The 18,644-nt window shown below is 68.7% G+C and carries 19 protein-coding genes; 15 read left to right on the top strand and 4 right to left on the bottom strand.

Going from position 1 to position 18,644, the window contains the following annotated elements:
• Positions 1-86 precede the first annotated feature (86 nt).
• On the bottom strand, positions 87-755 hold the full coding sequence (locus ACGFH6_RS09610) for a class I SAM-dependent methyltransferase (protein WP_393382054.1): 669 nt from the start codon (positions 753-755) through the stop codon (positions 87-89).
• 68 nt (positions 756-823) lie between these two features.
• On the opposite strand from ACGFH6_RS09610, the gene ACGFH6_RS09615 reads away from it, so the two are divergent.
• The 7 genes from ACGFH6_RS09615 to ACGFH6_RS09645 all read left to right on the top strand — a co-directional run bounded on the left by ACGFH6_RS09615 (position 824) and on the right by ACGFH6_RS09645 (position 7,797).
• Positions 824-1,282 (top strand): helix-turn-helix transcriptional regulator, encoded by a 459-nt coding sequence (locus ACGFH6_RS09615; protein ID WP_393382056.1) that lies wholly within the window; start codon positions 824-826, stop codon positions 1,280-1,282.
• Complete coding sequence (locus ACGFH6_RS09620; RefSeq protein ID WP_393382057.1) at positions 1,279-1,707, top strand: VOC family protein; 429 nt, start codon at positions 1,279-1,281, stop codon at positions 1,705-1,707. Before ACGFH6_RS09615 ends, ACGFH6_RS09620 begins: the two co-directional genes overlap by 4 nt.
• 52 nt (positions 1,708-1,759) lie before the next feature.
• Positions 1,760-2,638 carry a hypothetical protein gene (locus ACGFH6_RS09625; RefSeq protein ID WP_393382059.1) on the top strand — a complete coding sequence of 293 codons (879 nt, stop codon included), beginning with the start codon at positions 1,760-1,762 and terminating at the stop codon, positions 2,636-2,638.
• Positions 2,635-2,988: a GntR family transcriptional regulator gene (locus ACGFH6_RS09630; RefSeq protein ID WP_360443925.1), complete on the top strand. Its 354-nt coding sequence runs from the start codon at positions 2,635-2,637 to the stop codon at positions 2,986-2,988. The genes ACGFH6_RS09625 and ACGFH6_RS09630 overlap by 4 nt, the downstream gene beginning before the upstream one ends.
• 123 nt (positions 2,989-3,111) lie before the next feature.
• Complete coding sequence (locus ACGFH6_RS09635; RefSeq protein ID WP_393382060.1) at positions 3,112-3,729, top strand: hypothetical protein; 618 nt, start codon at positions 3,112-3,114, stop codon at positions 3,727-3,729.
• A gap of 134 nt (positions 3,730-3,863) precedes the next feature.
• Positions 3,864-5,294 (top strand): DUF2252 domain-containing protein, encoded by a 1,431-nt coding sequence (locus ACGFH6_RS09640; protein WP_393382062.1) that lies wholly within the window; start codon positions 3,864-3,866, stop codon positions 5,292-5,294.
• A 481-nt stretch (positions 5,295-5,775) separates the two neighbouring features.
• Positions 5,776-7,797, top strand: a complete 2,022-nt coding sequence (locus ACGFH6_RS09645) for a GxGYxYP domain-containing protein (RefSeq protein WP_393382064.1) — start codon at positions 5,776-5,778, stop codon at positions 7,795-7,797.
• A 60-nt stretch (positions 7,798-7,857) separates the two neighbouring features.
• Here ACGFH6_RS09645 and ACGFH6_RS09650 read toward each other — a convergent pair whose 3' ends face one another.
• On the bottom strand, positions 7,858-8,460 hold the full coding sequence (locus ACGFH6_RS09650; RefSeq protein WP_393382065.1) for a hypothetical protein: 603 nt from the start codon (positions 8,458-8,460) through the stop codon (positions 7,858-7,860).
• A gap of 105 nt (positions 8,461-8,565) precedes the next feature.
• Here ACGFH6_RS09650 and ACGFH6_RS09655 point away from each other — a divergent pair, with 105 nt between their 5' ends.
• From ACGFH6_RS09655 to ACGFH6_RS09675, 5 genes are all read left to right on the top strand, one after another.
• On the top strand, positions 8,566-9,369 hold the full coding sequence (locus ACGFH6_RS09655) for a GNAT family N-acetyltransferase (RefSeq protein ID WP_393382066.1): 804 nt from the start codon (positions 8,566-8,568) through the stop codon (positions 9,367-9,369).
• Between the two features lie 69 nt (positions 9,370-9,438).
• The gene (secA2, locus tag ACGFH6_RS09660; RefSeq protein ID WP_393382067.1) at positions 9,439-11,919 is read left to right on the top strand and encodes an accessory Sec system translocase SecA2; all 2,481 of its coding nucleotides are present in this window, start codon (positions 9,439-9,441) and stop codon (positions 11,917-11,919) included.
• Positions 11,920-12,030: 111 nt separating this feature from the next.
• Positions 12,031-12,675, top strand: a complete 645-nt coding sequence (locus ACGFH6_RS09665; RefSeq protein ID WP_393382069.1) for a VC0807 family protein — start codon at positions 12,031-12,033, stop codon at positions 12,673-12,675.
• A 44-nt stretch (positions 12,676-12,719) separates the two neighbouring features.
• Positions 12,720-14,087 (top strand): replication-associated recombination protein A, encoded by a 1,368-nt coding sequence (locus tag ACGFH6_RS09670; RefSeq protein ID WP_393382071.1) that lies wholly within the window; start codon positions 12,720-12,722, stop codon positions 14,085-14,087.
• Complete coding sequence (locus ACGFH6_RS09675; RefSeq protein ID WP_393382073.1) at positions 14,084-14,392, top strand: nuclear transport factor 2 family protein; 309 nt, start codon at positions 14,084-14,086, stop codon at positions 14,390-14,392. The genes ACGFH6_RS09670 and ACGFH6_RS09675 overlap by 4 nt, the downstream gene beginning before the upstream one ends.
• Before the next feature lie 108 nt (positions 14,393-14,500).
• Here ACGFH6_RS09675 and ACGFH6_RS09680 read toward each other — a convergent pair whose 3' ends face one another.
• Positions 14,501-14,692: a hypothetical protein gene (locus tag ACGFH6_RS09680; protein ID WP_393382074.1), complete on the bottom strand. Its 192-nt coding sequence runs from the start codon at positions 14,690-14,692 to the stop codon at positions 14,501-14,503.
• 15 nt (positions 14,693-14,707) lie between these two features.
• Positions 14,708-15,157 (bottom strand): hypothetical protein, encoded by a 450-nt coding sequence (locus ACGFH6_RS09685; protein WP_393382075.1) that lies wholly within the window; start codon positions 15,155-15,157, stop codon positions 14,708-14,710.
• 116 nt (positions 15,158-15,273) lie between these two features.
• On the opposite strand from ACGFH6_RS09685, the gene ACGFH6_RS09690 reads away from it, so the two are divergent.
• From ACGFH6_RS09690 to alaS, 3 genes are read left to right on the top strand one after another with little or no spacing between them, the layout of a single operon-like run.
• Positions 15,274-15,696 carry a DUF948 domain-containing protein gene (locus ACGFH6_RS09690; RefSeq protein ID WP_131514861.1) on the top strand — a complete coding sequence of 141 codons (423 nt, stop codon included), beginning with the start codon at positions 15,274-15,276 and terminating at the stop codon, positions 15,694-15,696.
• A complete protein-coding gene (locus ACGFH6_RS09695) occupies positions 15,693-15,947 on the top strand; it encodes a DUF6167 family protein (RefSeq protein WP_360443894.1) in 255 nt (84 codons plus the stop codon). Before ACGFH6_RS09690 ends, ACGFH6_RS09695 begins: the two co-directional genes overlap by 4 nt.
• Before the next feature lie 5 nt (positions 15,948-15,952).
• Positions 15,953-18,622, top strand: a complete 2,670-nt coding sequence (gene alaS, locus ACGFH6_RS09700; protein ID WP_393382076.1) for an alanine--tRNA ligase — start codon at positions 15,953-15,955, stop codon at positions 18,620-18,622.
• The last annotated feature ends 22 nt before the right edge of the window (positions 18,623-18,644 follow it).

An 18,644-nucleotide genomic window follows, 5' to 3' on the forward strand; every position in this document is an offset into this window, starting at 1 on the left:
ACGAGTCGCGGCTGGAGTACAACATCCGCCGGCAAGCTGACCCGCACGCAGTTCGACGCCCTCGCCGAGAACGGCGGCGGCCTCGGCTAACGGCGCGCTCGGACCCAGTTCCTGTCGGGGGTCAGGTAGTCGGCCAGTGTCAGCCCAGCTTCGGTCAGCTGGGCTGACAGCTGGTCGTCACTGAGGTTCTGGGTCAGGATCCGCTGCGACCACGCGCGATCGCCGATCGTGTGGGTCAGCGTCGCCGCCTGGCGGCCGCCGGGGAGTTCCTCGACGTCGGAGACGACCAGGCGGCGGTGGTCGTTCACCATCACGGTGGGACCACGGAGCATCCCGGGGATCTGTTGCTGGAGCAGAACGGCACCGCCGGGGCGGACGTGGTGGGCGCAGGTGCGCAGCAGACGCAGGCGTTCCTCGTCGTCGGCGACGTTGATCAGATAGGACATCATCAGGACCACGTCGAAGTGGCGATCCAGCCGGAGGTCGCCGATCGTCGAGCAGATCGTCTCGGTCTCGGTGACGCGCGCGACCATGTCCGGTGATTCGTCGACCGCGACCACCTGGTGCCCGAGGGCGAGCAGCGGCCGGGTGATCCGCCCGGTGCCGCAGCCGAGCTCGAGGATGCTGCTGCCCGGTTCGATCGCGGCGTTGATCAGCTGGTCCTCACCGTGCGCCGGTGTGACCTCGTAGAGTTCGATTGCACTGCCGTCCGGTGTGTGCGGCCCAGGTCCGGTCCCGCCTTGTCCGACTCTCATGCAAGCCAGCTTCACGAATCGGCCGGTGGTCTCCAAACCTTCGGTCCACACCGAAAGAAGGGGGAGCGATGCGGCCCGTCGTACCGGTGGAGCTGCTGGCGCATCTGCGCCGTGCCCGGGATGTTGCCGATCGCAACTATGCCGAGCCGCTCGACCTGGCTGGGCTGGCGGCCGCCGCAGGCGTGTCGAAGTACCACTTCCTGCGGTGCTTCGCGGCCGAGTACGGCGAGACGCCGATGCAGTACGTCACCCGCCGGCGGATCGAGCGGGCCACCGATCTGTTGCGGGCGACCAACCTGACCGTGACCGAGGTGTGCGGCCTGGTCGGGTACAGCAGCCTGGGGTCGTTCTCGCAGCGGTTCACCGAGCTGGTCGGGATGACGCCGACGCAGTACCAGCGGACCCAGCCGGGGGCGCGGATCCCGGGCTGCTTCGTGTTCATGCTCGGACTGAACTCCGCAATTCCGGAGAAGCACGCCGGGGCTGCCGAGGCCTACCGTCGTACCAACGACGAGGAGGAACAGTGATCACCAACGTCAGTTTGGTCACGGTCTACGTCAACGACATCGACGAGGCGAAGGCGTTCTACACCGACAGGCTCGGGTTCGTGGTGGGCGACGACATCACGCTCAGCGAGGACTTCCGGTGGTGCACGGTGCACCAGGCCGACCACCCCGAGCTCGAGCTGGCGCTGATGCTGCCCGGGCCGCCGATGGACTCCGAGTCCGCGGATTCGATCCGCCGGATCATGGCCAAGGGCTCCATGCACGGGTTCGGCATGGCCACCGACGACTGTCACAAGACCTTCGCCGAGCTGGTCGCCAACGGCGTCGAGTACATCCAGGAGCCGTCCGACCGCCCGTACGGCGTGGAGGCGGTACTGCGCGACAACTCCGGCAACTGGCTGGTCCTGGTCGAGCAGAGGCCGTACACCGCGGCGGACTTCACTTGACCTCGAGTCTTTGTATCAATACATTTGGTACAAAGACTCGAGGGAGATGCAGATGGATGTGTTGTGGCTGGTGGCGATGATGGTGATGGCCACAGGTCTGATGTGGACGCAGCGCCGGAAGGCGGCGCGGACCGAGGTCAACCGGCTGGTCGGCCGAGGCGGTCTGCCGCCCGAGCCCGATCTCGTGGAGGCGGCTCTGCAGTGGTATCTGCGTCGCCAGGAGGTTCTCCTGCTCGGACTGCTGGCCGGCGTACTCGCGGCTGGTGTGATCGTCGTGCTGGCCTATCTGGGCCTGGGCCTCGGCTTCGAGACCGGTGCGGTGCTGGATGTCAGGCTGCTGACCTGGATGCTCGCGGCGGCGGCGGCCGCGGGCGGCATCGCGACGCTTGGACTCAGCTACCGGACCGTCCGCGCGTCCCGGACCGGCGGACCCCGGACGGCCGCACTGCGACCGCGTCGGCTGAGTGACTACCTGAGTCCGGTCGAGATCGCGATCCACTACGGCGCCATCGTGCTGCCGCTGGTCGCTATTGCTCTGGGGATCATCGTTCTCGGCAGCAACGACCATCCTGCGCGCGGCTGGATCCTGATCGGCAGCGGACTGGCCGCCGTACCGCTGTGGGGGACCGGAGTGCTGCTGCAGCGGGCGGCCCTCCGGGTCAACCAGCCGTCCGGGCGAGAGGCCGAGTTGCGCTGGCAGGAGGCGCTCCGGGCGACAACCCTGCGCGATCTCGGTTCCGCGATGATCACGGTGAGCTGGCTGCTCGGAGCGTCGATCCCGATGTCGTTCCAGTGGCCGTCGGACGCCCCCGCCTTTGCCGAACCGCTGTCCGTGGTGCTATTCGTGGTGGCCGTGGGGCTCTTGTGTGTGATGTGGACGGTAGCCGCCAGCCGCCGCGGCCTACGACGAGTGCAACGGGTCGTCGGATGATCATCACGGTCGACCCGGGCGCGGCCAAACCGCCGTACGAACAGGTGAAGGACCAGATCGACGGGCTGATCCGGGCCGGTCAGCTGGCGCAGGGCACGCGCTTGCCGACGGTCCGGCAGTTGGCGGGGGATCTCGGGCTGGCGGTGAACACGGTGGCGCGGGCGTACAAGGAACTCGAGGCCGATCGTCTGGTCGAGACCCGCGGGCGGAACGGGACGTTCGTCCTCGCCTCCCGCAGCCGAGTCGACGACGAAGAAACCCGCGCCGCCGCCACCGTCTTCGCCCGAGCCGCCCACCGAGCCGGCCTCAGCCAAGCCGAAGCCACCGAGATCCTCCACCGAGCCTGGTAAGCCACCCGGGCCCAGCCCCACGTGCTGCGCGCGCGTCGACCGCAGACCTCGTCGTTCTCCCACTCCACTGCGTCTGGGGCTGCTGTATCGCCGGGTCGCGACCCCGCGGGAGCATTAGTCTGCGTGATTCAGATCGATCGGGGCATCATGAACTTCACGCGCTATCGCAGACCGTCGGCCCTTCTGCTGCTGACGACGGCGGTCGTGCTCGTCGCCGCGATCGTGGTCGGACTCGAGTCGGGAGGCGAGGGTGCGCTCGTCCTGGTGCTCGGGCTGCGCGAGTGCGTGCTTGTGCTGGCATGGCTCGCGCTGGCCGCGCTGACTGGAGCGGTCCTCGTGGGGCTGAAGGACTCCTCGCTGCGCGTGCCCCTGGTCGCCGTACTGCTCGTCGTCGGCATCCCGACGTTGCTTCTCGGTAGCTGGGTCTGGGCGATCTTCGGTGGCTCGGGCGAGAAGGTGAAGACCGAGTCGGCGCCCGGCCGCGACGACCGCCGGCTGGTCGTGGTCGAGACGAGCAGCTCTCTTGACCCGGTGTGGTGCGTCTACGTCTACCAGGGGAACGCGCCGCTGGAACGCCGCTGGAGCGTCGGCTACTTCAACGGCGACGCCGAGGACAACGAACTCAGCGAGACCGCGTGGACGGCTCCCGACCGGATTCGCATGACCACGGAGGGCGGCGCGGTCCACGAAGTGACCATCACCCCAGGCGGCCGGCCCGACCGGTTTGTTTCCGTCGGATAGTGACCCGAGCCGGGATGTACCAGGCGTTCACCGATTGGCGGCCAGGACTGCCGCGTGCTGCTCCGCGTACGCCGCGCGGTTTGGGCAGAAATGCTGCACTGCCGTGGTGGCGGTGGGTGTGGCAGTGTGGAGTTATGGGTGGGGGTGAGCTGGACGCTCTGGGTACCTCGGTTCCCGGAGTGCAGGAGCGGAAGGCCTTTGGCCGGGCCGCCCGTCGGCGGGTGTCGCGTCGTTCGCACGGTGAATGGGAACCGGCGCCTGATCGACCGGATCCGCTCGACATTCTTCAGGCCCAGGCCGCCACCCGGGATCCGGTGCTGGTTCCGGTGCGTTACGGCAGGATGCTGGCCTCGCCGTTCGCGTTCTTCCGCGGCGGCCCGGCGATCATGGCGAACGACCTGGCCGGTACGCCGAGCAGCGGCATCACCGTCCAGGTGTGCGGCGACGCCCACCTGGTCAACTTCGGGTTGTTCGGAACACCGGAGCGCGACCTGGTCTTCGACGTCAACGACTTCGACGAAACCCTGCCCGGCCCATGGGAATGGGACATGAAACGCCTTGCGACCAGCGTCGTGGTCGCCGCGCGGCAGAACGGCTTCACGCTGAAGCAGCAGCGTCAAGCGGCTCGCGACACGGTCCGCGAGTACCGCGAAGCCATGATGACGTTCGCCGAGCTGGCGACGCTCGACCTGTGGTACCTGCACCTGTCGTCGGCGCAGCTGATCGACATCATCGGCCGTCTCGAAACGGAGTTCGGGACCACAGCACCGAAGTTGACCCGCGCCAGGCTGGACAAGGTGTTCGCCAGGGCGAAGTCGCACGACAACCTGCGCGCGTTCGCCAAGCTCTGCGTGCGCAGCGGCACCGGGGTACAGCTGGCCAGCCACCCGCCGCTACTCGTCCCGATCCGCCAGTTGTTCGCCGCGGCAGACGCAGACCGAGTCGCCTCCGGCCTTCGGGAGGCTGTCGACAGCTACCGGCACAGTCTCCCCGACAGCCGCCGAGCGCTGTTCGACCAGTTCGAGGTCGTCGACATGGCGCGCAAGGTTGTCGGCGTCGGTAGCGTCGGCACCCGCTGCTACGTCGTACTACTCCGCGGCAAGGGCGCCCATGACGTGCTGTTCCTGCAGGTCAAGCAAGCCGAGGCCAGCGTCCTGGAGCCGTACGTCGGCGCCAGCGAGTTCCCGCACCACGGCCGGCGCGTGGTCGCCGGACAACGGCTCCTGCAGTCCCTGCCCGACATCTTCCTGGGCTGGACGACCGGACCGCGGGGCTTCGACTACTACGTCCGCCAACTGTGGGACATGAAAGGCTCGATCGACCCTGCCAAGCTCACCCCCGGCGGCCTCGGCGTGTACGGCGGGATGTGCGGCTGGACCCTCGCCCGCGCCCACGGCCGGGGAGGCGACGAGATCGCCATCGCCGGCTACCTCGGCAAGTCCGAGGTCTTCGACGACGCCATCGCCGACTTCGCCCTCACCTACGCCGACATCAACGCCCGCGACCACAACCGCCTCGCCGCCGCAGTAAACGCCGGCACCATCCCCATCACCCCCGAACCCTGACTCGTCGTGTTGGGCAACCTCACCCCTGCCATTGGTTTCCCAGGGATCACAGCCGACCAGTGGGCGAACGAAGTGGTGCAGGTGGCTGCGGGGTCGTGCTTGCGTGGTGAGAATGCCGTGGCGGGCGGATGCCAGTCGTCGCCATGCGATGCTTGGGACACTCGAGGACGAGCGATCGTCTTGTACGGGTGGTCGGATTGTCGGGCGGGCGCCAGGGTCGGGCGGTAGGCCGCGAGGTGCGGGCGGTAAGCCCGCAGGGTGCCGGCGGTAGCCGGCAAGTGAGTACCGGCGATGAGCCGGGGGCGGGTGGGAGCGCGCGTAGCGGGCGCGACGGAGGAGCGACCGCGGTAGCACGCGTGGGAGAGACCACGGTCCCTCGGAAACGATTCCAGATTCTGGTGGTGAGGTCTGTACACGGTGTCGTCGGGTTGCTACTGTCCGGCTGATTTGACATCGATGTCAACGACAGGGAGTGGTCACGATGGTGTCGAGACGAACGTTCCTGGCGGGCAGCGGTGCGGTGACGGCGGGTGGGTTCGGACTGGTTCCGGGCTTCGCTTCCAGCGCACAGGCTGCGGTTTCATCGACGTCCGGCAGCCCCGCTCGGCTGCTGCCGGTGTTCAGCCGCCCGAAACACCTGGATTACGGCGACGTCAGCAAACTCAGCGGTGGTGACCAGACATTGCTGACAACGTTGCAAGGCGTCGTCAACCGTACCGAGCCCGAGCTGTACTTCCTTTACGACACGGGCACCATGAGCACGCCGGACGCCAAATGGCTGGCCGACATGCATCTGCCCACCAAGCTGTACAAGAACCCGCTGGACCTGGTCGCCAAGTACCGCAACCGCGTCCGGGGTGCGATCGTGTACGACCCCGCCGTACCCGACTCGCTGAACGTCGCCACAACCCTGGCCGGCTTGGAGAATGCCGTCGTCGCCGACGCGGACCAGGTCAAGGCGCACGGGCTGCGGATCGTGAAGGACCTGCGCGGGATGTTCGACGCCGACCGGGTGAAGACCTACCGGTGGCAGCTCGACAACCTGTTCCCGCGGGTCACCCACAAGCTGCTCGCCGGCCTGCCACCGACCAGGGTGGTCCCGGTCGAGAACGTCCAGTGGACGGAGATCGCCCGCGAGACCGAGCAGATCCGGGACTCGTCGAACAAGGGCAACTACGACCTCGACGTCTCGGCCAAGCTCGGCCAGGAGGCCGTGTTCGTCCGGTTCCAGGACTCGTTCACCGATGACGGCTGGGGCCCGTCGGTCTCCGAGGTCACGGTCAAGGCGAACGGCACCGAGATCGCGCACTTCCTGCCCGGTACGCCGGAGGAGGAGCCGTACCTGTTCGACGGGGTCAACTCGTCGATCGGTGGGGACGCCAACCGCTTCAGCGACGGCGGTGGCTACTTCATCTACCGGTTCGAACCACCGGCCGGTACGACGTCCCTGGTGGTGACCGTGACGATGTGGAACCAGTACCTGGTCACGGCCACCGATACCTCGCCCACCCGCATCGAGCCGTTCCCGTACTTCCGCGACTACGTGGTGGCCACCAAAGCCCTGGTGAGCTGGCTGCCACCGGCCGGTGAGACCGGCGAACTGCTCATCGAGCACTTCGCCAAGTGGCCGACGCTCGCGCCGTACATGGGCTGGTTCGCCAACGACGTGGCCGGTGAGTGGGACGGTGTCGACCTCGCCTCGCAAGGTGGTTCGCCCGTCATCGCCGCGGACTTCTACATGAACGGCACCGTGCACTCCGGGTTCACCGCGCCGATCTCGGACAAGGTCCGGCCGGTGCGGCGGATCAGCAAACCGAAGAACAAGGTCTACCTGACCCTGACGTTCGGCGAGGGCGACAACATCCAGTACTGCCAGCGCCACATGCGCGACCTGTGGGACGACCCGAAGCGGGGCGAGGCGCCGGCCAACTGGACGATCAGCCCTTTGCTCGCCGAGACCGGGCCGGGGTTGTTCAGCCACTTCCAGCGGACCGCGACCGCCAACGACCTGCTGGTCTGCGGCCCGTCGGGTGCGGGCTACACCTACCCGGGATCATGGGCGGCAGATCAGTTCCCGCAGTACCTGCAGCTGACCGGCTCGATGCTGCGGACCACCGGGATGGACCTGGTGTACTCGTACAGCAGCCGCGAGAACGACAAGTGGATCCTGCTCTCGGAGGAGCTCGCCAGTGGATTCGCGAAGTACACCCCGCTGAAGGGGATCATGCAGACCTGGGACGGCGATCTGCTGGCGGTCCGTCAGGGCGGTCTGCCGATCGTCGGGCAGTGGGGTGCACCTGGCAAGGCAGGGGAGTACAAGGCCGCACTGGACGCCCGGGTCGCGCAGTGGGACGGCGCGAGTCCGCTGTTCATCTCCGGCGGGATCAACGCGTGGTCGTGGACCCCGTCGGACATCGCGGAACTGGCCGCTCTGCTCGGCGACCCGTACGAACTGGTCCTGGCGAACGCCTTCTTCGACCTGCTCAACCGCGTGCTGGTGTAGCCGAACGCGACGCGGTCGCCCGGGAGGAGGATCCGGGCGACCGCTGGGGGTGGGGGTCTGTTACCAGTGGTGTGCGACGTCGAGCACGACTCGGGTGCTCGACCCAGGACCGGCCAGCGTGAAGACGCGGAACGGGAGCCTGGCGCGGACGCCGACGCCGATCGTGGTCTGACCCTCGAAGCTGCCGGCGATCGCGACCTGGCGCAACGTGCTGTAGCCCGCCACGTTGGACAGCTCGCGCGGCTTGGCCGGGCTGTACGTCGGACGACCGGCTGCGTCGTACGCCGGAGCGCGGACGACGAACTGCAGCTTCGCGCCACCGCGCAGCGGGACGAGGGCGCCCTCGCCGTCGGTGTAGACGTTCGGGACGTAGCGGACGTCGTACCCGGCCACGCGGCCGCGGATGTCGACGACGAGCCGGTCGTAGCAGGCGTGCCGTCCGGTGCGGACGGCGGTGACAGGTGCCTGCGTCATCCTGCTGTTGGCCTCGGGCAACGATCCCCAGCCGCGCGGGCAGGAGGTGAGCGCGACGGGTGCGGCCGAGGTGGTGCGGGGGGCGGAGGCCGCGTTGATGACGGCGGGTGCGGCGATCGCGGCCGCGGGGATCGCCATGAGGGCGACTGCGGCAAGGATCGTCTTGCGAGTGATGCGATGGATGTTCATGATGTGTTCCCCCCTTTGAGGACACTTACTTGGACGAGACCAGTGGCCAACTGGTTGGCTTTCGAGCCTCGTGATTTCAGGTAGTCGATCGGGCACGATGTGCAGATGACCCCTGACGAGTTGCTCGACGTGTTCCACCGCCGGATCCGCCTGCCGGACGCCGACACGATCCCCGGCTGGAAGCAGGAACACGACGGTCTGGTGCACCGCTCGTACGTCGAGGGGCCGGACGGCGCCGGGTTCGTCGAGACGCCGCGCGGCCTGGGCGACGACCCGGACACGGTGATCGCCGGCCAGCTGGAATTCTTCCGCGACCGCGGGCTGCCGTTCGAGTGGAAGACCTACGCGTACGACGAGCCGGCCGACCTCGGTGACCGGCTGGCCCGGGCGGGGTTCGTCAAAGGCGAGCCGGAGACGCTCATCCTCGGCGAGGTCGACCGGGTCCTGCAGCGGCCGTCCGCGCTGCCGTCGAAGGTGCGGTTGCGGGAGGCCGACGGCCCGGGCGACTACCACCGGATCGCGGTTCTGATGGACACGCTCTGGCACAACGGGCTCGAGCGGATCGAGGAGCGGCTCGCGGCCGAGGCGCGGATGTTCCCGGATCGGTTGTCGGTGTTCCTGGTCGAGGACGCCCTGAAGGGACCGGACGGGCCGGCGCTGACCGCAGCGTGGGTTCGGTTCCATCCGGGCACCGAGTTCGCCAGCCTCTGGGGCGGCGGGACGTTGCCGGAGTGGCGTCGGCAGGGGCTGTACAGCGCGGTCCTCGCGCACCGGGCGCGGCTGGCGAAGGACCGCGGCTACGAGTTCCTGCGGGTGGACGCGTCCGAGGACTCCCGCCCGATCCTGCAGAAGCTGGGCCTGTACGGCGTCACGACCACCACGCCGTACGAGTGGGAACCAGGTAGCTGACGGCGCCGGGAGCTGACACGTGGGGGTGTGCTACGGAACGACGGCGCGACGCTGTACGTTGCGGTCATCATGGCACTGAAAATCGCGTCACGCTTCCGCCGGCTGCTGCAGCGCCCCGGTTCGATCGATCTCGGCCCGTACGAGCGGCTCACCCAGCTGGTTGGTGAGGCGGAGGAGTCCGTCCTGGCTCTGACCGACGAGGAGCTCACCGAGGCGGTCGGCGAACTGCGGACGACCGGTGGCCTGCACGAGGACGAGCAGATCGAGTTCCTCGCGCTGGCCCGGGACGCGGGCAACCGGGCGATCGGTGAGCGGGCGTTCGACGGGCAGGTCGTCGGCGCGCTGGCGATGCTGCAGGGCCGCGTGGTGGAGATGGCCACCGGTGAGGGCAAGACGCTCGCCGGTGCGATCGCCGCGGCCGGATACGCGATCGGCGGCCGCAAGGTCCAGATCCTCGCGGTGAACGACTACCTGGCCCGCCGCGACGCCGAGTGGATGGGCCCGGTGTACGAGCTGCTCGGGGTCACCGTGTCGCACATCGGCCAGGCGTCCACGCCGGACGAACGGCGTACGGCGTACGAGGCGGAGGTCTGCTACGTCCCGGTGAGCGAGATCGGGTTCGACGTACTGCGGGACCGCCTCGTGACCGATGTCGCCGACCGGGTCACGGCCGAGCTGGACGTGGCGCTCGTGGACGAGGCCGACTCGGTGCTGATCGACGAGGCCCGGGTGCCGCTGGTGCTGGCCGGTGCGACCCGGACCGAGGAGCTCGACGAGGACGTCGTCCAGTTGGTCCGGACGCTGCGCGCCGGGGTCGACTACGAGATCGACGGCGACGGCCGGACGGTAGCGCTGACGGACAAGGGCACCGACAAGGTCGAGGCTGCGCTCGAGGGAATCAACCTGTACGAGGACGACAACCTCGACCGGCTGACCCAGATCAACGTCGCGCTGCACGCCGAGGTGCTGTTGCGCAAGGACGTCGACTACCTGGTCCGCGACGGCAAGGTCAGCCTGATCAACAACAACCGCGGCCGGATCGCCAAGCTGCAGCGCTGGCCCGACGGTCTGCAGGCCGCGGTCGAGGCCAAGGAGGCCGTGCCGGTCAGCGACTCCGGTGAGGTGCTCGACAGCATCACCGTGCAGGCGCTGGTCAAGGGCTACAAGACGCTGTGCGGCATGACCGGTACGGCGGTTGTCGTCGGGGAGTCGCTGCAGGAGTTCTACGAGGTCGACGTGGCCGTCGTACCGCCGAACAAGCCGAACATCCGGGTCGACGATCCGGACCGGCTGTATCTGACGGTCGAGCAGAAGAACGTGGCGCTGGTCGAGCACATCGCCGAGGTCCACGAGGCCGGCCGGCCGATCCTGATCGGCACCCACAGCGTGGAGGAGTCCGAGCAGCTCAGCGACCGGCTCGAGGCGGCCGAGATCCCGCACGTCGTACTGAACGCGAAGAACGACGCCGAGGAAGCGGCGATCATCGCCGAGGCCGGCGTACCCGGGACGGTGACCGTGTCCACCCAGATGGCGGGTCGCGGAACCGACATCCGGCTCGGCGGCCGGGACGAGTCGCACGACAAGGACAAGGCCATCGAGCTCGGCGGCCTCTATGTCATCGGCACCGGCCTGCACGCGTCGCGACGGCTGGACGACCAGCTCCGTGGCCGCGCCGGACGCCAGGGCGACCCGGGCGGATCGCTGTTCTTCGCCAGCCTCGCCGACGAGCTCGTCACCCGGTACTCCGTTTCGTCCGGCCTGCGGCCGCACCCCGACGACACCGGCCGGCTCACCGACCGCAAGTCGCTCGGCGTCCTGGAGCACGCGCAGCGCGTCGCGGACGGAGCCAATGCGGAGCTGCACCGGACCACCTGGTCGTACCACCGGCTCACCGGGCAGCAGCGCGCCATCCTGCTCGACACCCGCGAGAAGGTGCTCACCGAGGACCTCGCCGCCACCGAGCTGGCCGAGAAGGCCAAGGAGCGGTACGACGAACTGGTCGAAGAGGTCGGCGAGGACACGGTTAAGGACGCGGCCCGGCGGATCGCGCTGCACCACCTGGACCGGCGCTGGACCGACCACCTGGCGTACCTGGCCGACCTGCGCGAAGGCATCCACCTACGGTCGCTGGCCGGCGGCATCGTGCACCTGAAGCCGATCGACGAGTTCAACAAGTCGGCGATCGCGTCGTTCGACACGCTGATCGCGGACTCGTGGACCGACGCGGCCGAGACGTTCAAGACGGCCGAGATCACCTCGGAGGGGCTGGACGAGGCGGCGTCGGGCGTGCCGCGGCCTACGGCGACGTGGACGTATCTGATCAACGACAACCCGTTCGGCACCGAGGCGGACCGGATCCTCGGGCGGCTTCGGAACGCGATCAAGCCCGAGTCCGTGGCCGAGGCCGAGGAGATCCTTCCGGAGGAGTTCGACGAGGACGAACTGCCGGAGGAGTTGCGGGACGCGGACGACGAGGCCGAGGACGACGAGCTGCCCGAGGAACTGCGGGACGCCGACGACGAGGAAGACCCCAAGGACAGCAAGAAGTAGCGGTCGCCCCTCTGGACCTCCGACTTTGGTCTAGGGGGTGGTCCGAAGGGCTCGGTCCGGGCAGCCGTCGGCCCGATGCCGGGTGGTGGCCGCCTGGGCGAGTCTCGGGTCATGTCCTCCCGGTCCGGCCGCCCGTGGCTCCTCGTTCTCGATATCGCGATCCCCGTTGCGCTGTTCTACGGTCTGCGAGCCGCCGGCGTGAGCAACGTGACCGCGCTGCTGATCAGCACCGTGCCAGCGTTGGTCAGCTCGATCGCCTCGTTCGTACGCCAGCGCCGTGCCGACCTGGTGGGCACGGCGGTGATCTTCAGTCTGGTCGGGAGCGCGGTCGTGGCGTGGTTGGGTGGGGATGCTCGCGTCCTGCTCGTGCGCGGAGCCTGGATCAGTCTCCCGTTCGCAGGTGTGACGCTGTGGTCGCTCAGGCATCCTCAGCCGCTCTGCTACACCTTCACCCGGGCGATCATGCCGAGGCGGGCCGCCATCATGGATCGCCTGTACGACGAGGACCCGCGCTTCCGGCTCGCCTGGCGCCGGATCACGGTGCTCTGGGGGATCTTCTCGATCATCGACGCGGTGATCCGGGTCGTGCTCACGTACACGCTGCCGCTGTCCGTCGTGCCGGCGCTGGAGCCGGTGATCACGGTGGCCACCATCGTGGCTCTGCAGATCCCGACCCACGTGCTGCTCCGGCGCAGCGGGACCATCCACCTGGTCTTCGGTCCGCGGCGATACATGGACCAGGCGGAGCGCTCCTGACCTCGACGGATCCGAGTGTCGGTGCAGTTCGTTAGGCTCAGGGCGTGAGTGACGGTCTGTTCGATCTGCCAGGTGCGCCTGCCCCTGCTCGTGGGGGTGGCAGCCTCGCCGACGTCGACCACACTGCCGCTCCGTTGGCGGTGCGGATGCGGCCGCGGAGTCTGGACGAACTGGTGGGGCAGCAGCACCTGCTGGCGCCAGGGTCACCGCTGAGGCGGCTGGTCGAGGGTGACCAGCCAATGTCGCTGCTGCTCTGGGGTCCTCCGGGCACAGGCAAGACGACGATCGCGGCGGTGGTGTCGCATCAGACCAACCGGAAGTTCGTCGAGCTGTCGGCTGTCACGGCGGGCGTGAAGGACGTCCGGCAGGTGATCGACGGCGCGCGCCGTGAACTCTCCAAACCCTCGGGTGCGGTGGAGACGGTGCTGTTCATCGACGAGGTGCACCGCTTCACGAAGGCGCAGCAGGACGCGCTGCTGCCAGGTGTCGAGAACCGCTGGGTGACGCTCGTCGCCGCGACCACGGAGAACCCGTTCTTCTCGGTCATCTCCCCGCTGTTGTCGAGGTCGCTGCTTCTCACCCTCGAGTCGCTCACCGACGACGACATCGCCGTACTGCTGGATCGGGCGCTGACCGACGAGCGCGGGCTGAATGCCGAGTTCGAGTTGGCCGAGGACTCGCGGGCGCACCTGCTCCGGATGGCCGGGGGAGATGCGCGCCGGGCGCTGACCTACCTGGAAGCTGCCGCCGGTGGTGCACGGGCCAAGGACGCCAAGATCATCGACCTGAAGACGCTGGAGACGGCGGTCGATCGGGCCGCGGTGCGGTACGACCGGGCCGGGGATCAGCACTACGACGTGGCGTCGGCGTTGATCAAGTCGATTCGTGGTTCGGATGTGGACGCGGCGATGCACTACCTGGCCCGGATGATCGAGGCCGGGGAGGACCCGCGATTCATCGCGCGCCGGCTGGTGATCTCGGCCAGTGAGGACATCGGCATGGGTGACCCGACCGCGCTCGGTGTCGCGGTGGCCGCGGCCGACGCGGTGCAGTTGATCGGTATGCCCGAGGCGCGGATCAACCTCGCCCAGGCAGTGGTCGCGCTCGCGCTGGCGCCCAAGTCCAACGCGGTCATCATGGCCGTCGACGCCGCCATCGCGGACGTGAAGGCGGGGAAGGTCGGCCCGGTCCCTCCGCATCTGCGCGATGCCCACTACGCGGGCGCGAAGAAGATCGGCCACGGCAGTTCGTACCAGTACTCCCACGACGACCCGCGCGGCATCGTCCCGCAGCAGTACGCGCCGGACGTGATCGACGGCACCGACTACTACAAACCCACCCGTCGTGGCGGCGAAGCGGCGTACGCGGACCGGGTCGCCAACATCCGCAAGATCCTGAGGGATCGCAAATGAGCCGGACCACCGAGCATGTGGACGCCTTCAACCACGCCGTCACCAGCGGTGACTGGGACACGTTCGCCCAGCGTTTCGCCGCCGACGCCCGGATGTCCTTCGTGGGTGTCCCGGCCGGACCGTTCGAGGGCCGTACGGCGATCGCCGCGGCGTACCGGGAGAACCCGCCGACCGAGACGATGACTCTCGAAGGAGCGGACGGCGACACGGTGAAGTTCCGTTGGGCCGGCGGCGACACCGGCACGATGGACCTCACCTGGGCACCCGAAGGAACCGTGCAGACACTCACCGTCAGCTTCGACTGAGGTACGGCGGGGGCCTGCTCAAGCGGATGAACCAGGTCGGTAGGCTTCCAGACGACCTGGGGGTGAAAGGCTCGTCGTTTTGAGGCAGTACAACCCTCCCTTCGCCCGTCACCGAAAAACCGCAAGACCGCCCGCACTCAAGATCGCCGGACTCGCGGCGATCGTGCTGGTGCTGGCCGGCCTGCTGATCTTCGTGCCGTTCAAGTCACCCGACTCGACCAGCAGCACACCGCCGATCGCGGCGTCGTCGCCGAGCACCTCGACGCAGACGGCGCCCGAGTCGCCGTACAGCGACTTCACGGGATACCGGCCGCACTACGGGCCGGCGAGTCCCACGCAGCAACCCACGGCACACAAGGAGAAACTCGCCACCCCCGCGGCGGGTTGGTTCACCCCGACGCAGGTCGCGGCGACTCCGAGCGCACCGAAGCCGCCGTGGTCACCATCAGCGTCGCCGCGGTCGACGTCGCCCGCGCCGACGAAGCCCTCCTCGACCCAGCCGCCAGGCCGGCCGGCCAGCCCTGCACCGTCGAAGCCGTCCTCGACCCAGCCGAGCACACCGACCCAGCCGACCACACCAAGCCCCCCGAGTACGCCGTCCCCGACCGCTCCCGGCACCACTCCGACGGAGCCAAGCACAACGCCGACCGACCCGAGCACCACCCCAACGGAGCCGAGCCCCAGTACGCCGGAGCCGAGCAACACCCCGGCGGACCCGACGCCGAGCCCCTGACAGCGCCCACGCTCACCGACCCCCCCGGACAACGCGGTTTGGTGGGCGACTGTGATGTGAGGGATGGTGTCCTGGAGCGGAGTGCGACTACGCCGCGCGATAAGGTCGGGCGGTCCACGTGGTCGCAACGGGAAGGTGGATCGTTTCCATGAGCGTCGGTGAAGTCGCCGGGTTGATAGCCGCCTGCGCGCTGCTCATCCTGGTGGGCCTGCTGGCCTATCCGATCCTGAAGCTGGGCAAGGTCTTCGACGAGACCCGGATCCTGGTGAAGGGCGTCTCCGACGAGACCGTCCCGCTGCTCGGTGAGGTGACCACCACCGTGTCGACCACCAACGCTCAGCTGGCCAAGGTCGACACCATCACCGACAACGCGACCACCGTGACCACGAACGCGGCCGCACTGATGTCGCTGTTCTCGGCCACCGCCGGCGGCCCGCTGGTGAAGGCGGCCGCGTTCACGTACGGCGTGCGCCGCGCCCTGGGCGAGAGCCAGCGCCGGGACGTGTCCCGGCGGGTGAAGGAAGAGATGAAAGCGGAGCGCAAGGCGCGCAAGCGAGGTGACGTCCGGTGAAGCGGATCTTCTGGTTGATCATCGGCATCGCCGTTGGTGTCTATGCGGTGACCCGGCTGAAGAAGCGGGCCCAGGTGCTGGCGCCGGAGGGCCTGCAGGAGTCCGCGGCCAAGCTCGCGGCGGCGGTCCGGCACTTCGGCGACCAGGTCCGCGAGGGCATGGCCGAGCGCGAGACGGAGCTGCGTGACGCGCTGGGCATCGACACCGCACCCAACCCAACTGACACGACGCAGCGTGAGGACTACCGGTAACACCCATGGAAACCAGTGAGATCAGGCGGCGGTTCCTGAAGTACTTCGAGGACCGGGGCCACACCGTGGTGCCCAGTGCGCCACTGCCGTCGCCGGACCCGAACCTGCTGTTCAACGTGGCCGGCATGGCCCAGTTCGTCCCGTACTTCGTCGGCCAGCAGACGCCGCCGTACCCGCGGGCGACCAGTGTGCAGAAGTGTGTCCGCACCCTCGACATCGACGAGGTCGGCAAGACCACGCGGCACGGCACGTTCTTCCAGATGAACGGCAACTTCTCCTTCGGCGACTACTTCAAGGAGAAGGCGATCGAGTACGCCTGGGACCTGGTCACCCGGTCCCAGAACGACGGCGGCTACGGCTTCGACGAGTCGGTCCTGTACGCGTCGGTGTACTACGACGACGACGAGGCGATCGACCTGTGGAAGCGGATCGCCGGTCTGCCCGACGACCGGATCGTCCGCCTCGGCATGAAGGACAACTTCTGGTCGATGGGCATCCCCGGCCCGTGCGGCCCGTGCTCGGAGATCCTGATCGACCGCGGCCCGGAGTTCGGCGCCGACCGGGACTGGGAGGCGGGCGACCGCTACCTGGAGTTCTGGAACCTGGTCTTCATGCAGAACATCCGCGGCGAGGGCGGCGGCAAGGACGGCTACGAGATCCTCGGCGAGCTGCCGAAGAAGAACATCGACACCGGTCTCGGCCTCGAACGCGTCGCGTACCTGCTGCAGGGCGTCGACAACATGTACGAGATCGACGAGATCTACCCGGTGATCGAGCGGGCCGCCGACCTGAGCGGCCGCAAGTACGGCGCCGACCACGTCGACGACGTGCGGTTCCGGGTGGTCGCCGACCACGTCCGCAGCGCGCTGATGCTGATCGGCGACGGCGTGAACCCCGGCAACGAGCAGGGCGGCTACGTGCTGCGCCGGCTGCTCCGCCGCGCGATCCGCTCGATGCGCCTGCTCGGCTACGAGGACCCGAGCCTGGTCGAGCTGCTGCCGGTCAGCCTCGAGCAGATGAAGAAGTCGTACCCCGAGCTGGAGCCCGACTTCGGCCGGATCAGCCAGGTCGCGTACGCCGAGGAGGAGGCGTTCCGCCGTACCCTCACGGCCGGGACGAGCATCTTCGACGTCGCCGTGCGCGAGACCAAGGCCGGCGGTGCGCACCAGCTCGAGGGCTCGAAGGCGTTCCAGCTGCACGACACCTACGGCTTCCCGATCGATCTGACCATCGAGATGGCCGCCGAGCAGGGCCTGCAGGTCGACACCGAGGGCTTCAAGTCCCTGATGAAGGAGCAGCGCGAGCGGGCCAAGGCGGACGCGCGCGCGAAGAAGGCGGGTCACGCGGACACCTCCGGCTACCGGGAGCTGCGTGAGAAGGGCGTCACCGAGTTCACCGGGTACCAGGAGCTCTCCACCGACTCCCAGGTCCGCGGCCTGCTGCGTGAGGGCGTCGTCTCCGACGCCGCCGAGCAGGGCGAGACCGTCGAGGTCGTGCTGGAGAAGACGCCGTTCTATGCCGAGTCCGGTGGCCAGATCGCCGACGAGGGCCTGATCGTGGCCGACGGCGTGAAGCTGAAAGTGCTGGACGTCCAGCGGCCGGTCAAGGGTCTGATCGTGCACAAGGTCGAGGTGGTCGAGGGAGTACTGCGGCCCGGCCTGGACGTGCACGCCGAGGTCGACCACGAGTGGCGCGTCTCCGCCTGCCAGGCACACTCCGGCACGCACGTCGTGCACGCGGCGCTGCGCCAGGTGCTCGGCCCGAACGCGCTGCAGAGCGGTTCCTACAACAAGCCCGGCTACCTGCGGCTCGACTTCGCCTGGTCGTCGGCGCTGGACCAGTCCACCCGGTCCGAGATCGAAGAGGTCGCGAACCTCGCCGTCCGCCAGGACCTCCCGGTCTCGGCGCAGTACATGTCGCTGCCAGAGGCGAGGGACTGGGGCGCGCTGGCACTGTTCGGCGAGACGTACGACGAGTCGGTCCGCGTCGTCGAGATCGGCGGGCCCTGGTCGCGTGAGCTCTGCGGTGGCACGCACGTCAAGCACTCGTCGCAGGTCGGTGCGCTGACCATCACCAGCGAGGCGTCGGTCGGTGCCGGTGTGCGCCGGCTGGAGGCGTTCGTCGGCATGGAGGCGCTGCACTACCTCGGCCGCGAACGCGCGCTGATCCGGCTGCTCAGCGAGAACCTGAAGACCCGCCCGGAGGAGCTGCCCGCGAAGGTGGCGGACCTGTCCGAGCGGCTGCGGGCCGCGGAGAAGGAGCTCGAGCGGGTCCGGGCCGGCCAGGTCCTGGCCGCCGGCGCCGAGCTCGCCGCGAACCCGAAGGACGTCTTCGGCGTCCAGTACGTCGGCCACCGCGCGCCGGACGGCGTGAACGGCGGCGACCTGCGCAAGCTGGCGCTGGACGTGCGCGGCCGGATGCCGGCCGACAAGCCGGCGGTCATCGCGGTACTCAGCGTGAACGACGGCAAGCCCGGCGTGGTGATCGCGCTCAACGACACGGCTCGCGAGTGGCGGCTGAAGGCGGGGGACCTGGTCCGGGTCGCGGCCGAGAAGCTGGGTGGTCGCGGAGGCGGCAAGGACGACGTCGCGCAGGGTGGCGGCACCGATCCGGCGGGTGCCGACGACGCGCTGAGCGCGGTGGAACACACCGTCGGCCAGCTGGTCACGGGCTGACCCTGATGGACCGATCGGCACA

This window comes from Kribbella sp. NPDC049227 (genome assembly GCF_043197265.1).
Taxonomy (GTDB): domain Bacteria; phylum Actinomycetota; class Actinomycetes; order Propionibacteriales; family Kribbellaceae; genus Kribbella.